This is a genomic window from Pseudomonas sp. NFACC24-1 (assembly GCF_900115235.1).
GTDB lineage: Bacteria > Pseudomonadota > Gammaproteobacteria > Pseudomonadales > Pseudomonadaceae > Aquipseudomonas > Aquipseudomonas fluorescens_AA.
In genome coordinates this window covers 37,444-51,618 of the sequence record NZ_FOVS01000016.1, presented here as the reverse complement: position 1 = coordinate 51,618, position 14,175 = coordinate 37,444, and the positions used below count along the sequence as shown (strand labels likewise).

The 14,175-nt window shown below is 61.4% G+C and carries 15 protein-coding genes; 12 read left to right on the top strand and 3 right to left on the bottom strand.

Annotated features, from left to right (window positions below; genetic code table 11):
• Window positions 1-225: 225 nt before the first annotated feature.
• Entirely contained in the window at window positions 226-531 is a 306-nt protein-coding gene (locus BM317_RS16335) for a DUF2288 domain-containing protein (RefSeq protein WP_053119051.1), read from the bottom strand.
• 339 nt (window positions 532-870) lie between these two features.
• Between BM317_RS16335 and BM317_RS16330 the strand changes: the two genes are divergently transcribed.
• The 9 genes from BM317_RS16330 to BM317_RS16290 all read left to right on the top strand — a co-directional run bounded on the left by BM317_RS16330 (window position 871) and on the right by BM317_RS16290 (window position 8,655).
• Window positions 871-1,998, top strand: coding sequence for a branched-chain amino acid ABC transporter substrate-binding protein (locus BM317_RS16330; protein WP_092165983.1), 1,128 nt, complete (start codon window positions 871-873; stop codon window positions 1,996-1,998).
• Between the two features lie 230 nt (window positions 1,999-2,228).
• A complete protein-coding gene (livH, locus tag BM317_RS16325) occupies window positions 2,229-3,152 on the top strand; it encodes a high-affinity branched-chain amino acid ABC transporter permease LivH (RefSeq protein ID WP_014336891.1) in 924 nt (307 codons plus the stop codon).
• Complete coding sequence (locus BM317_RS16320; RefSeq protein ID WP_060738895.1) at window positions 3,149-4,405, top strand: high-affinity branched-chain amino acid ABC transporter permease LivM; 1,257 nt, start codon at window positions 3,149-3,151, stop codon at window positions 4,403-4,405. Before livH ends, BM317_RS16320 begins: the two co-directional genes overlap by 4 nt.
• Window positions 4,402-5,169, top strand: a complete 768-nt coding sequence (gene livG, locus BM317_RS16315; RefSeq protein WP_060738896.1) for a high-affinity branched-chain amino acid ABC transporter ATP-binding protein LivG — start codon at window positions 4,402-4,404, stop codon at window positions 5,167-5,169. Before BM317_RS16320 ends, livG begins: the two co-directional genes overlap by 4 nt.
• Window positions 5,170-5,871 carry an ABC transporter ATP-binding protein gene (locus BM317_RS16310; RefSeq protein ID WP_003184675.1) on the top strand — a complete coding sequence of 234 codons (702 nt, stop codon included), beginning with the start codon at window positions 5,170-5,172 and terminating at the stop codon, window positions 5,869-5,871.
• A gap of 352 nt (window positions 5,872-6,223) precedes the next feature.
• Window positions 6,224-6,529, top strand: a complete 306-nt coding sequence (locus BM317_RS16305) for a BufA1 family periplasmic bufferin-type metallophore (protein WP_060738898.1) — start codon at window positions 6,224-6,226, stop codon at window positions 6,527-6,529.
• A 25-nt stretch (window positions 6,530-6,554) separates the two neighbouring features.
• On the top strand, window positions 6,555-7,424 hold the full coding sequence (locus BM317_RS16300) for an MNIO family bufferin maturase (RefSeq protein WP_092475167.1): 870 nt from the start codon (window positions 6,555-6,557) through the stop codon (window positions 7,422-7,424).
• On the top strand, window positions 7,421-8,179 hold the full coding sequence (locus tag BM317_RS16295; RefSeq protein WP_092475164.1) for an HvfC/BufC N-terminal domain-containing protein: 759 nt from the start codon (window positions 7,421-7,423) through the stop codon (window positions 8,177-8,179). The genes BM317_RS16300 and BM317_RS16295 overlap by 4 nt, the downstream gene beginning before the upstream one ends.
• Window positions 8,176-8,655: a DoxX family protein gene (locus BM317_RS16290; RefSeq protein ID WP_092475161.1), complete on the top strand. Its 480-nt coding sequence runs from the start codon at window positions 8,176-8,178 to the stop codon at window positions 8,653-8,655. Before BM317_RS16295 ends, BM317_RS16290 begins: the two co-directional genes overlap by 4 nt.
• Window positions 8,656-8,788: 133 nt before the next feature.
• Here BM317_RS16290 and BM317_RS16285 read toward each other — a convergent pair whose 3' ends face one another.
• The gene (locus BM317_RS16285) at window positions 8,789-9,703 is read right to left on the bottom strand and encodes a LysR family transcriptional regulator (RefSeq protein WP_092165975.1); all 915 of its coding nucleotides are present in this window, start codon (window positions 9,701-9,703) and stop codon (window positions 8,789-8,791) included.
• Window positions 9,704-9,807: 104 nt separating this feature from the next.
• Between BM317_RS16285 and BM317_RS16280 the strand changes: the two genes are divergently transcribed.
• From BM317_RS16280 to BM317_RS16270, 3 genes are all read left to right on the top strand, one after another.
• Window positions 9,808-10,407: a short chain dehydrogenase gene (locus BM317_RS16280; protein WP_092165974.1), complete on the top strand. Its 600-nt coding sequence runs from the start codon at window positions 9,808-9,810 to the stop codon at window positions 10,405-10,407.
• Between the two features lie 61 nt (window positions 10,408-10,468).
• The gene (locus BM317_RS16275) at window positions 10,469-11,143 is read left to right on the top strand and encodes a COG3650 family protein (protein WP_092165973.1); all 675 of its coding nucleotides are present in this window, start codon (window positions 10,469-10,471) and stop codon (window positions 11,141-11,143) included.
• A 73-nt stretch (window positions 11,144-11,216) separates the two neighbouring features.
• The gene (locus BM317_RS16270) at window positions 11,217-12,830 is read left to right on the top strand and encodes an NAD(P)/FAD-dependent oxidoreductase (RefSeq protein ID WP_092165972.1); all 1,614 of its coding nucleotides are present in this window, start codon (window positions 11,217-11,219) and stop codon (window positions 12,828-12,830) included.
• A gap of 106 nt (window positions 12,831-12,936) precedes the next feature.
• Here BM317_RS16270 and BM317_RS16265 read toward each other — a convergent pair whose 3' ends face one another.
• On the bottom strand, window positions 12,937-14,031 hold the full coding sequence (locus BM317_RS16265; RefSeq protein WP_092165971.1) for a PLP-dependent cysteine synthase family protein: 1,095 nt from the start codon (window positions 14,029-14,031) through the stop codon (window positions 12,937-12,939).
• Window positions 14,032-14,175: the final 144 nt, after the last annotated feature.

The window sequence follows — 14,175 nt, the reverse complement described above, 5'->3', positions numbered from 1 at the left end:
TTCACATAAAACCGCGGCGCCCTTGTAGGAGCTGCCGCAGGCTGCGATCTTTTGCTCTTCTCAATATCCAGAAACAATTGAGCAGCCCAAAGGCTGCCCAATAAACTGTTCCCGTTACGTATACGTCACCCTGCCCTGTGGCGTTTCGCCACGGCAGGGTGCCATCACGCTACTCACCTACACACTTTTTCAAACACAAAAATGCGAACCAACTTGGTGCACCGATCAATTAGACGCCCTTTCCTGGATCATAATCCACGGCGAAACCACCACCGCCCAAAGCTGCGGATCGCGCTCCAGAAAATCCAGCGCCCGCGTTTCAGACAGCTTGGCGAGCTGGTCGGCGGCCAGCCAGGCGGCGACTTTGGTACCTTCGTCCTGGGCGACGGCCTCGGCGGCGGCGATCAAATCCAGTGCCGGGTCGACCCACAATAGGGCACCCTTGGCAAAGAACGGCTCCAGCTCTTTCCAGGTGATGGATGCGGTTTCTCCAAGCAGCTTGGCATAGAGGGTGCTAGGTTCTTGATTCATGGGACCTGTCCGGAAAAGAAATCGGCGCGAATGATAACGTCGGTGGTCTGGCAGAAAAACCCGGTAGCAAATTGCAGTACCGATTGAAAGCGCAGGAAAGCCAAGGATTGCCGAAACGACCGGACAAACCCCGCCGCTATTCTGTCTTTTTCTTTCAATTAAGCGACACCCCCAGGTTTTGCCCCCAAGCGCCAGCTTCCCTTGCCAACAATGGGCGCTCTACACTGTACCGGTACAGTTGCCGGGGGCATTTTCCGCGAGGGTATCCAAGATATCTGACCCGGTTCTGCTGCTACGGCGCCAGGACTATAAAAACTACAACAGCATGAGTGGAGCACTATGACTAAGGCTACTAAGCAGATTTCCAAACTGTTTGCCGCTATGGTTCTGGCCGGGGTTGCCAGCCATTCGTTTGCCGCCGACACCATCAAGATCGCCATCGCCGGCCCGAAAACCGGCCCTGTAGCCCAATACGGCGACATGCAGTTCAGTGGCGCGAAAATGGCCATCGAACAGATCAACGCCAAGGGTGGCGTCGACGGCAAGCAGCTCGTCGCCGTCGAGTACGATGACGCCTGTGATCCAAAACAAGCGGTCGCGGTCGCGAACAAAGTCGTCAACGACGGCGTCAAGTTCGTGGTCGGCCACCTGTGCTCCAGTTCCACCCAGCCAGCTTCCGACATCTACGAAGACGAAGGCGTGATCATGATCACCCCGGCGGCCACCAGCCCGGACATCACCGCTCGCGGCTACAAGATGATCTTCCGCACCATCGGCCTGGACAGCGCCCAAGGCCCTGCGGCCGGCAACTACATCGCCGACCACGTCAAGCCAAAGGTCGTTGCGGTCCTGCACGACAAGCAGCAGTACGGTGAAGGCATCGCCAGCGCCGTGAAGAAAACCCTCGAAAGCAAAGGCGTGAAAGTGGCCGTCTTCGAAGGCGTGAACGCCGGCGACAAAGACTTCTCTTCGATGATCGCCAAGCTCAAGCAAGCCAACGTCGACTTCGTCTACTACGGCGGCTACCACCCGGAGCTGGGCCTGATCCTGCGTCAAGCCCAGGAAAAAGGCCTGAAGGCCAAGTTCATGGGTCCGGAAGGCGTGGGTAACGACTCCATCTCGCAAATCGCCAAGGAGTCCTCCGAAGGCCTGCTGGTGACCCTGCCGAAATCCTTCGACCAGGATCCGGCCAACGTTGCCCTGGCTGACGCGTTCAAGGCCAAGAAAGAAGACCCGAGCGGTCCGTTCGTGTTCCCGTCCTACTCTGCTGTCCAGGTGATTGCCCAGGCCATCACTTCGGCCAAGAGCGAAGACGCAGGCAAAGTGGCCGAAGCCATCCACGCCGGCACCTTCAAGACGCCAACGGGCGACCTGAGCTTCGACGCGAAGGGCGACCTGAAGGACTTCAAGTTCGTGGTCTACGAGTGGCATTTCGGCAAACCTAAAACCGAAGCCTCGCCTCAGTAAGGCCTGGCCTGACTGACTGCCAATAAAGCCCACGGCGTGCCGTGGGCTTTGTTTTAAATGTATTGGGCCGCGCTGGCGTGATCCGCCAGTCTCCCCACCTGAAAATCTCAAAACCGTCATCAGCGGTTCGCTGGCAAACCTCGTGTTCGAAGTGGATGCAGATCCACGGGGCCCGGGCGGGAAAATGACTCCACCAGTGAAATGCGTATCAGGTTTTTAGGAGCGCTGTAATGCCTGACATCTATCACTTCTTCCAGCAGCTGGTTAACGGCCTGACCGTTGGCAGCACGTATGCCCTGATCGCCATCGGCTATACGATGGTCTACGGCATCATTGGAATGATCAACTTCGCCCACGGCGAGGTGTACATGATCGGCTCCTACGTGGCGTTCATCGCCATCGCCGGGCTGGCCATGATGGGACTCGACAGTGTCCCGCTGTTGATGACCGCGGCGTTCATCGCGAGCATCGTGGTCACCAGTTCCTATGGCTACAGCATCGAACGGATTGCCTACCGCCCCCTGCGCGGCAGCAACCGTCTGATCCCGCTGATTTCCGCCATCGGTATGTCGATCTTCCTGCAGAACACGGTACTGCTTTCGCAAGACTCCAAGGACAAATCCATTCCCAACCTGATCCCGGGCAACTTTGCCATCGGGCCAGGCGGGGCACATGAAGTGCTGATTTCCTACATGCAAATCGTGGTGTTCGTGGTGACCCTGGTCGCCATGCTCGGCCTCACGTTGTTCATCTCCCGTTCCCGCCTCGGCCGCGCCTGTCGCGCCTGTGCCGAGGACATCAAGATGGCCAACCTGCTGGGCATCAACACCAACAACATCATCGCCCTGACCTTCGTCATCGGTGCGGCCCTGGCGGCCATCGCCGCGGTGCTGTTGAGCATGCAATATGGCGTGATCAACCCCAACGCCGGCTTCCTCGTGGGCCTGAAAGCCTTCACCGCCGCGGTACTGGGCGGCATCGGCAGCATCCCCGGGGCGATGCTCGGCGGGTTGGTGCTGGGCGTGGCGGAAGCCTTTGGCGCCGATATCTTCGGCGACCAGTACAAGGACGTCGTGGCGTTCGGCTTGTTGGTTCTGGTTCTGTTATTCCGGCCGACCGGCATCCTGGGCCGCCCGGAGGTTGAGAAAGTATGACTAGGCATCTCAAATCAGCGCTTTTCAGCGCCCTGCTGGTCTGGGCCGTGGCCTACCCGGTACTGGGTCTTAAACTGACCATCGTCGGCATCAACCTGGAAGTGCACGGCACCAGCCCGGCGATCCTGGCGACCATCGCCGTGTGCTCGCTGCTGATGTTCGTGCGTGTGCTGTTCAGCACGCAGATCAGCGCGGCATGGAAATCTTCGCCCGGCCTGCCGGTGATCCCGGCCAAGGCCAGCCACTTCCTGACCCTGCCGTCGACCCAGCGCTGGATCGTGCTGGGCCTGATCGTCGTGGCCCTGGTGTGGCCGTTCTTCGGCTCTCGCGGCGCGGTGGACATCGCCACGCTGATCCTGATCTACGTGATGCTGGGCCTGGGCCTGAACATCGTCGTAGGCCTGGCCGGCCTGCTGGACCTGGGTTACGTCGGTTTCTACGCCGTCGGGGCCTACAGCTATGCGCTGCTGTCCCACTACTTCGGCCTGAGCTTCTGGATCTGCCTGCCCATCGCCGGGATGATGGCCGCCACCTTCGGTTTCCTGCTGGGTTTCCCGGTCCTGCGCTTGCGCGGCGACTACCTGGCGATCGTGACCCTGGGTTTTGGCGAGATCATCCGCCTGTTCCTGCGCAACCTGACCGACATTACCGGTGGCCCGAACGGCATCAGCAACATCGAGAAACCGACGTTCTTCGGCCTGACCTTCGAACGTAAAGCCGCCGAAGGCCTGCAGACCTTCCACGAGTACTTCGGCCTGGAATACAACTCGATCAACAAGGTGATCTTCCTCTACCTGGTTGCCCTGCTGCTGGCCCTGGCCGCGCTGTTCGTCATCAACCGCCTGCTGCGCATGCCGATCGGCCGCGCCTGGGAGGCACTGCGTGAAGACGAAATCGCCTGCCGTGCCCTGGGTCTCAACCCAACCGTGATCAAACTGTCGGCCTTTACCCTCGGCGCTGCGTTCGCCGGTTTTGCCGGCAGCTTCTTCGCCGCTCGCCAAGGCCTGGTGACGCCGGAATCCTTCACCTTCATCGAGTCGGCGATCATCCTCGCCATCGTGGTGCTGGGCGGGATGGGCTCGCAGTTGGGCGTGATCCTGGCGGCGATCGTGATGATCCTGCTGCCGGAAATGATGCGTGAATTCAGCGAATACCGCATGTTGATGTTCGGCGCCTTGATGGTGCTGATGATGATCTGGCGTCCTCAAGGTCTGCTGCCTATGCAACGCCCCCACATGGAGCTGCGCAAATGAGCCGCGAGATCCTGAAAGTCGAAAACTTGAGCATGCGCTTCGGCGGTTTGCTGGCGGTCAACGGCGTGGCCCTGACCGTGAAAGAGAAGCAAGTGGTTGCCCTGATCGGGCCGAACGGCGCAGGCAAGACCACCGTGTTCAACTGCCTGACCGGCTTCTACCAGCCCACCGGCGGCACCATCCTGCTGGACGGCGAGCCGATCCAGGGCCTGCCCGGCCACCACATCGCCCGCAAGGGTGTGGTGCGTACCTTCCAGAACGTGCGGTTGTTCAAGGACATGACAGCGGTCGAGAACCTGTTGATCGCTCAGCATCGTCATTTGAACACCAACTTCTTTGCCGGCCTGTTCAAGACCCCGGCGTTCCGCAAAAGCGAACGCGAGGCCATGGAGTACGCCGAGTACTGGCTGGACAAGGTCAACCTCACCGAGTTTGCCAACCGTACCGCCGGCACCCTGGCCTACGGTCAGCAACGGCGCCTGGAAATCGCCCGCTGCATGATGACCCGTCCGCGGATCCTCATGCTCGACGAACCGGCCGCCGGCCTGAACCCGAAGGAAACCGAAGACCTGAAGGCCCTGATCGGCGTGCTGCGTGAGGAGCACAACGTCACCGTGCTGCTGATCGAGCACGACATGAAGCTGGTCATGAGCATTTCCGACCACATCGTCGTGATCAACCAGGGCACGCCCCTGGCCGACGGTACGCCGGAACAGATCCGCGACAATCCTGAAGTGATCAAAGCCTACCTGGGGGAAGCGTAAATGCTGCAGTTCGAAAACGTTTCCACCTTCTACGGCAAGATCCAGGCCCTGCACAGCGTCAACGTCGAAGTCCGCCAGGGCGAAATCGTCACGCTGATCGGTGCCAACGGTGCCGGCAAATCCACCCTGCTGATGACGCTCTGCGGTTCGCCCCAGGCCCACAGCGGCAGCATCCGCTACATGGGTGAGGAACTGGTGGGCCAGGACTCTGCGCGGATCATGCGCAAGAGCATCGCCGTGGTACCTGAGGGCCGTCGGGTATTTGCCCGGCTGACCGTGGAAGAAAACCTCGCCATGGGCGGATTTTTCACCGACAAGGGCGACTATCAGGAACAAATGGACAAGGTCCTGCACCTTTTCCCACGCCTGAAAGAACGCTTTACCCAGCGCGGCGGCACCATGTCCGGCGGCGAACAGCAAATGCTCGCCATCGGCCGTGCGCTGATGAGCAAACCCAAGCTGCTGCTGCTCGACGAACCTTCCCTGGGCCTGGCACCGATCATCATCCAGCAGATCTTCGACATCATCGAACAACTGCGCAAGGATGGCGTGACGGTGTTCCTGGTGGAGCAGAACGCCAACCAGGCGCTTAAAATCGCTGACCGGGCGTACGTGCTGGAGAACGGCCGGGTGGTGATGCAAGGCACCGGTGAAGCGCTGCTGACCGACCCGAAAGTGCGCGAGGCGTATCTGGGCGGTTGAGTCTGTTGCGCTAGAAAACGGCCTTCGGGCCGTTTTTTTTGCCCGGTTCTCAAGTGAATACAATGGCGGCAGCAATACATTTGTGGCGAGGGGATTTATCCCCGTTGGGCTGCGAAGCAGCCCCAAAAAACAGCTCCGCGGTGTGTCAGGCTGATTGATGCGGAATTGCGAGGGCTGCTTCGCAGCCCAACGGGGATAAATCCCCTCGCCACAGATAACTCTCCTCCGCATTGGATTTCCGAGGTAGGCAAAAAAATCATGCCCCTCGCTGTAACACTTCCCCACCTCCCCTCTCTAGTTCAGCAGACCGGCGCTAACGCCGGTTCATTTCCCTGAAGACTGGAGAATCACCATGACTGCTTCGACCCGCACCCTGTCCGCCGCTGCCTTGGTCCTCGCCCTGGGTTCTGCCCTGAGCATGACAGCCGTCCCGACCGTTCACGCAGCCGACGACACCATGGAAAAATGCTTCGGCGTCGCCCTCAAAGGCAAGAACGACTGCGCCGCCGGCGCCGGCACCACCTGCGCCGGTACCGCAAAAATGGACTATCAGGCCAACGCCTGGAAATCGGTCCCGAAAGGCACTTGCACCACCATGGAAAGCAAAACCTCCCCCACCGGTTTCGGCCAGCTCGAAGCATTCAAAGCCAAGTCCTGATCGCATCCGCCTGAGGCCCGCCACCATGTCGAACACCCCGTCCCTCGCCACCGATAGCCGGCTGCCGCCAAGGGCAGGGCTGGGGCTCAAGAGTGCGCATTTTCGTGAGGTGCTGCAGACCCGACCGGATCTGGGTTTCTTCGAGGTGCACGCGGAAAACTACATGGTGGCCGGCGGGCCGCTTCATCACTTCCTGGGGCTGATACGCGAACAATATCCGCTGTCGTTGCACGGCGTCGGCCTGTCGATCGGTGGGGAGGGGCCGCTGGATGTCACGCATGTGCAGCGCCTGGCCGCACTGATCGAACGCTATCAGCCCCAATCCTTTTCCGAACACCTGGCCTGGTCCAGCCACGGCCCGGTGTTTCTCAATGACTTGCTCCCCCTGGCCTATGACGAAGCAACCCTCGACCGGGTCTGCGCACACATCGACCAGGTGCAATCCAGCCTCAAGCGCACGCTGTTACTGGAAAACCCGGCCACCTACCTGGCCTTTGAAACCTCGACCTTCGACGAGCCACAGTTCATGAGCGAAGTGATCCGTCGCACCGGCTGCGGCCTGCTGCTGGATGTGAACAACGTCTACGTTTCGTGCGTCAACCACTGCCGCGACCCACTGGCCTACCTCGACGCCCTGCCCCTGCAAGCGACCGGCGAAATCCATCTGGCCGGTTTTGCCGAAGACACCGACAGCCTTGGCGAGCGCCTGTTGATAGACGATCACGGCGCACCCGTCGACCACGCGGTCTGGCAACTGTATCTCCAGGCACTGGAACGGACCGGGCCAGTCGCCACCTTGATCGAGCGCGACAACCACGTCCCTGCATGGGAAGTGCTGCTGGCCGAAGCACGCCAGGCCGATCAACTGTTGAGCACCGCTGGAGCCCGGCCATGAACAACCAGCACGCCTTTGCCACCGCCCTGCTCGACCCGCGCAAGGCGTGTCCGCCGGGCCTGGTCAGCGCCAATGGGGCGGCTCCGGAAAGCCGTTTCGCGGTGTACCGCAACAACGTGCTCAGCTCATTGATCAACGCCCTGGCCGACAACTACCCGGCGGTGGCGCAACTGGTGGGCGAGGCATTCTTCCGGGCCATGGCCGGGGTCTTTGTCCAATCGACGCCGCCGCGCAGCCCGGTGATGAACGACTACGGTGGCGACTTTGCCGAGTTCATCGAACACTTCGAACCCGCCGCCAGCGTGCCTTACCTGGCGGATGTCGCCCGGCTGGAGCGATTGCACGTGCAAGCCTGGCATGCCGCCGACGCCGAGCCCATGGCGCAAGAACGAATCGTGGCGGCGCTGTCGTCCCCCACGCTGGCGGGGCACCTGAAGATCGGGCTTCACCCGTCACTGCGGCTGCTGCAATCCCCCTACGCCGTGGTGACGATCTGGGCCGCCCATCAGCACGAGACACCGGTGCCGTTCGAAGCGTTTTCTGCGCAAAACGCCTTGGTGCTGCGCAACGGTCTTGAGGTGCAAGTGTTCGCGATCAATCACGCGGCCCATGGGTTCATCACCGCCCTGCAACAGGGGCTGTCCCTGGCCGCTGCCATTGAAGCCTCAACCGACCTCGACCTGGAACAGACCCTGGCGGGGCTCATTCGTCACAGAGCTATCACTTACCTCCTAGCTGAACAGGTATCCCCATGAACGCCCTGATTGCCGGCTCCATTCAATGGCTGGAGAAAATCCCCCACAGCCTGATCGCCTTCGTCGCACGCTTCTCGATTGCCGCCGTGTTCTGGAAATCCGGCCAGACCAAAATCGAAGGACTGGCCATCGACCTGTTCGACGGCACCTTCCAGATCGGTCTACCGCGGCTGGCGGACTCGACCATCCCCCTGTTCAAAAGCGAATATGCCTTGCCGCTGCTGTCGCCGGAACTGGCCGCGCACCTGGCGGCCTCTGCCGAGCATGTCTTCCCGGTGATGATCCTGCTTGGCCTGGCGACACGCTTTTCAGCGCTGGCCTTGCTGGGCATGACCATGACCATCCAGGTATTCGTCTACCCCGCCGCCTACCCGACCCATGGCACCTGGGCGGCGATATTGCTCTACCTGATGGCCCGTGGACCGGGGGTATTGTCGATCGATCACCTGATAGCCAAGCGTTACGCCCACGGCTGAACACAGATCCCCTCACAGACCCCCTGTGGGAGCGAGCTTGCTCGCGATAGCGGTGGGTCAGCTTGCACAAATACCGGATGTACCACCGCCTTCGCGAGCAAGCCCGCTCCCACAAGGAGTAACAATGACCGGGTTATCGCTGTAGCCGATCCAACGCCTCGCCACTGCGCTTGAACCAGTCGATCAAATAGTCGGCCAGCACCTGTGTACGCTTGGGCAGGCCGCCCTGGTACGGGTGCACCAGGTACATCGGCATGCGCCGGGTCTGGTAGTCGCGCAGCAGCCAATGCAGGCGTCCGTCAGCCAACTCTTCATGCAGCAGGTACGACGGCAGCCGGGCGATTCCGGCACCGGCCAGGGCGGCTTTTTTCAGTAGGCTGTAGTGATTGCTGGCGAACGGCCCCGACACTCGGACCCGCAACAGTTCGTGTTGTTGGTGGTAAAGCCATTCTTCCCGGCCGCTGTAGTGGCTGTTGAGCAAACAGCGGTGCTCGGCCAGGGCCTGGGGCGTCTCAGGCGCGCCATAGTGCTCGAGGTAGGCCGGGCTGGCGCAGGTCATTTCGTGCCACGCCAACAATGGCCGGGCCACCAGCCGCTCATCGATGGCGGCGTCGGAACGGATCGCCAGGTCGAAACCATCGCGGCTCAAGTCACGGTAACCGTTGTTGAGCTCCAGTTCGATCTGCACGTTGGGATACGTGCGAGCGAACTCCATCAGCAAGCCCTCGAAGAATGTTTCACCCAACGAAACCGGAACCGTCATACGCACCGGCCCGGAAATGTCATCCTTCAACCGGGCCAATGCCTGACGCGCCCTTTCCACCTGCACCAGCAGCGCCTGGGCCTGAGGCAACAGCGCCGCCCCTGCCGCCGTGAGGCTCAAGCGCCGTGTGGTGCGTTGCAGCAACACCACCGAAAACCGACTCTCCAACAGGCTGATGCGCTTGGACAACTGGCCCTTGCTGCACCCCAATTGCTGGGCCGCCAAGGTAAAACTGCCGGCCTCCATCAACACGGCGAACGCCGCCAGGTCATCCATCTCGCTCATTGGATTGTTTCCAAATGAAAACCAAAGGTTGCCTATTAGCACGATTATCAATGGAAAGAACCCCTCTAGACTGAAAACTCGTTCAACCCATCAAGGAACAGCTCATGAAAATCTTGTTGATCGGCGCCAACGGCACCATCGGTTCGGCCATTGATAAAGAACTGTCGCCCCGCCACGAAATCGTTCGGATCGGTCGCCACAGCGGTGAATTGCAGGTGGATATCAGCGACAGCACCTCGATTCGCACCCTGTTCGAAAAGACTGGCCGTTTTGACGCCCTGGTCTGCGCCGCCGGCAACGTCACCTTTGCGCCCCTGGCCGACATGACCGAAGACAGCTTTGCCCTGGGCTTGAAAGACAAGCTGATGGGCCAGGTCAACCTGCTGCTGATCGGTCGCGAATTCGCCAATGACGGCGCATCCTTCACCTTCACCACCGGCGTACTCAGCCACGATCCGATCAAGAGCGGTGTTTCGGCGGCCCTGGTCAACGGCGCCCTGGACAGTTTCGTGCGCGCCGCGGCAATCGAGTTGCCACGGGGCATGCGGGTCAACTCGGTGAGCCCGAACGTGCTGCTGGAAGCCATGGACAAATACGCGCCTTATTTCCGCGGCTTCAAACCCGTCCCCGCAGTGGATGTAGCATTGGCCTACGCCAAGAGCGTCGAAGGCCTGCAAACCGGTCAGACCTTTCACGTGGGCTAACACCCCTTGTGATGCAGGATCAGTCTGAGTAACGTGGCGGCACTTGTCTGGAGACCCAATAATGCGTGCCGCCCGCTCCCTGCTGTTTGTCGCCCTCCTGCCGCTGTTCACCGGCTGCCAATTGCTCGACACCCCACGTCAGAGCGCCTCCCACGCCGGCCAGACACGCCTGCAGGGCGAACTCACGGCGGCCGATGGCAAACTGGTGTTCCAGCCGTGCCAGGAACAGCGCCGCTACATCGTCAACGACAGCGGTGGCACCAGTGTGCTGCAACAGGCCGCCAGCCTGGCCGATGACCAGGGCAAGCTGTTTGCCGATGTTCGTGGCCGTATCGTTTCCAGCGCAGCGGCCGGCACCGACAGTCAGTTGGACGTTGAACAGCTGTATCGCCTGGAACGCTCGGGAACGGCTTGCGAAGACGTCGACTTCAAACGCGTGATCCTGCGCGCCGCGGGACACAGCCCGGAATGGACGCTCAAGGCCAGCGGCAAGGGCCTGGTGCTGGACCGCGAAGGCCAGCCGCCGCTGGCGGTGCCTTACGTCGAGGAGCAATTGGGCGATGGCCGCTTCAACCTGGGCACCGAGGCCAACGGCCAGAAAGTCGAGCTGTGGGTCACACCTGCCCGTTGCGTCGACAGCGTCAGCGACAGCGTGCAACACATGAGCGCCGAGTTGCGGGTCAACGGCCAGGTCCAACGCGGCTGCGCCTACTTCGGTGGCGCGCGCGACGACTGATTCACAGCTTTTGGCTTATAATCGCCGGTTCACGCCCTGGTGCAGTTGTGCATCCCGCGAACCGGACCCCGCCATGTTACGAATCACCGAACTCAAGCTGCCGATCGATCACCCCGAAGAAGACCTGCGCCCTGCCATCGTGCAGCGCCTGGGCATCGCCAGCGATGACCTGCTCGACTTCACCCTGTTCAAGCGCAGCTACGATGCGCGCAAGAAATCCTCCGAACTGTGCTTCATCTACACCATCGACCTGACGGTGCGTGATGAAGCCAGCCTGCTGCGCAAGTTCGCCGATGACCGTAACGTCAACGAAGCGCCGGATGTCAGCTACAAAGTGGTGGGCCAGGCCCCGGCCGACTTGAGCGAGCGGCCGATCGTGGTCGGCTTCGGCCCGTGCGGGATTTTCGCCGCCCTGTTGCTGGCGCAGATGGGGTTCAAGCCGATCATCCTCGAACGTGGCCCGGAAGTGCGCCAGCGCACCAAGGACACCTGGGGCCTGTGGCGCAAAAGTGTGCTCAACCCCGAGTCCAATGTGCAGTTCGGTGAAGGCGGCGCAGGGACGTTTTCCGACGGCAAGCTCTACAGCCAGATCAAGGACCCTAAATTCCTTGGCCGCAAGGTCCTGCACGAATTCGTCAAGGCCGGGGCGCCGGAAGAAATCCTCTATGTCAGCAAGCCGCACATCGGCACGTTCCGCCTGACAGGCGTGGTGGAAACCATGCGTGAGCAGATTCGCGCCCTGGGCGGCGAAGTACGCTTCCAGCAACGGGTCACCGATGTGCTGATCGAGGACGGCCAACTGATCGGCGTCGAACTGGCCGGCGGTGAACGCATTCATTCGAAACACGTGATCCTGGCCCTCGGCCACAGCGCCCGGGACACCTTCCGTATGCTCCACAGCCGTGGCGTATACATGGAAGCCAAGCCGTTCTCGGTGGGTTTCCGCATTGAACACCCGCAATCGCTGATCGACAGCGCGCGGCTGGGCAAGTACGCCGGCCATCCGAAACTCGGCGCCGCCGACTACAAACTGGTGCACCACGCCAAGAATGGCCGCTCGGTGTACAGCTTCTGCATGTGCCCGGGCGGTACGGTGGTAGCGGCGACGTCCGAGCCGAACCGCGTCGTCACCAACGGCATGAGCCAGTATTCGCGCAATGAGCGCAACGCCAACTCTGGCATCGTCGTCGGCATTACCCCGGAAGTGGATTATCCGGGTGGCCCGCTGGCCGGTATCGAGTTGCAGGAACGCCTGGAATCCCACGCGTTCGTGCTCGGCGGCAGCAACTACGAGGCCCCGGCGCAACTGGTGGGCGATTTCATCGCCGGCAAGCCGTCTACGGCACTGGGCAGCGTCGAACCTTCCTACAAGCCTGGGGTATCCCTGGGTGATCTGGCCCTGGCCTTGCCGGACTTCGCCATCGAAGCCATCCGCGAAGCCTTGCCGGCGTTCGAGAAACAGATTCGCGGCTACTCGCTGCACGACGCCGTGCTGACCGGCATCGAAACCCGCACGTCATCGCCCCTGCGCATCACCCGCAACGAATCGCTGCAGAGCCTGAACGTCAAGGGTCTGTTCCCGGCGGGTGAAGGCGCCGGTTATGCGGGCGGGATCCTGTCGGCGGGAGTGGACGGGATTCGGATTGCCGAGGCGGTGGCGCGGGATATCCTTGGCCTCGAGGCCTGAGGGGACACTGCTGTTCACTCAAGGCAGCCACAGGCCCAAGTAAACAGCTTTACCCTGTGGGAGCGAGCTTGCTCGCTCCCACAGGGGATCTCAGGGTTTTCAAGATTCAGATATTGGCCCGCAACACACTCTCCGGCAGTGCCGCGCCCCGCTCCACACTCGCCGCCACGATGTCCATCAGCCCGCTCAACTCATAGCCTTGGGCCTTGAGCCATGCCGGGTCGTAATAGGTGGTGGCGTAGCGCTCGCCGCCGTCACACAAGATCGCCACGATCGACCCCGACTCCCCCGCATCCGCCATCTGCCGGGCCGCCATGAGTGCACCGATCAGGTTGGTGCCGCTGGACCCGCCGACCCGTCGTCCCAGACGCTCGGCCAGGTAATGCATGGCTGCCAGCGACAAGGCGTCCGGCACCTTGACCATCGCATCGATGACGTTCGGCAGGAACGACGCTTCGACTCGCGGCCGGCCGATACCCTCGATGCGTGAACCGCAATCCAGGCGCAGGCTGGCGTCGCCACTGCGGTAGTAATCGAAGAACACCGAACGCTCGGCGTCGGCACACAGCACGCGGGTGCCATGCTGGCGGTAACGGACATAACGTCCCAGGGTGGCCGTGGTGCCGCCCGTGCCGGGGCTGGAGATCAGCCAAGTGGGTTCCGGATGCCGCTCGAAGCGCATCTGCTGGAAGATCGATTCGGCAATGTTGTTATTGGCCCGCCAGTCCGTGGCCCGCTCGGCATAGGTGAATTGGTCGATGAAATGCCCGTCATGCTCGCGGGCCAGGCGCTCGGATTCGGCGTAGATCTGCGTAGGATCATCCACCAGGTGACTCTGGCCGCCATAGAAAGCGATCTGTGCGATTTTTTCCCTGGAGGTGGTCGCCGGCATCACCGCAATGAACGGCAGGCCCAGTAACCTGGCGAAGTAAGCCTCGGAAATCGCCGTCGAGCCGCTGGAGGCCTCGATCACCGGCGCACCGGGCTTGAGCCAGCCATTACACAATGCGTAGAGAAACAGCGAGCGGGCCAACCGATGCTTGAGGCTGCCGGTGGGATGACTGGACTCATCCTTGAAGTACAGCTCGATGCCCGGCAGGCCAGGCAGCGGCAGCGGAATCAGGTGGGTATCGGCGCTGCGCTGGAAGTCTGCCTCGATGATGCGGATCGCTTCACGGACCCACTGGCGGTGGTCGTTCATGGTGTGTTTGCTCACTGATCGTGTTCGGCGTGGGGAGATCACGCGGTCGTGCAGGCACGGCTGGAGTTCGGAAAAACCAGACGCCAGCTTAGGAAAAAACCGACATCACGCACAGGTACAGCTAAGGTCCAATATGGCCCGTAA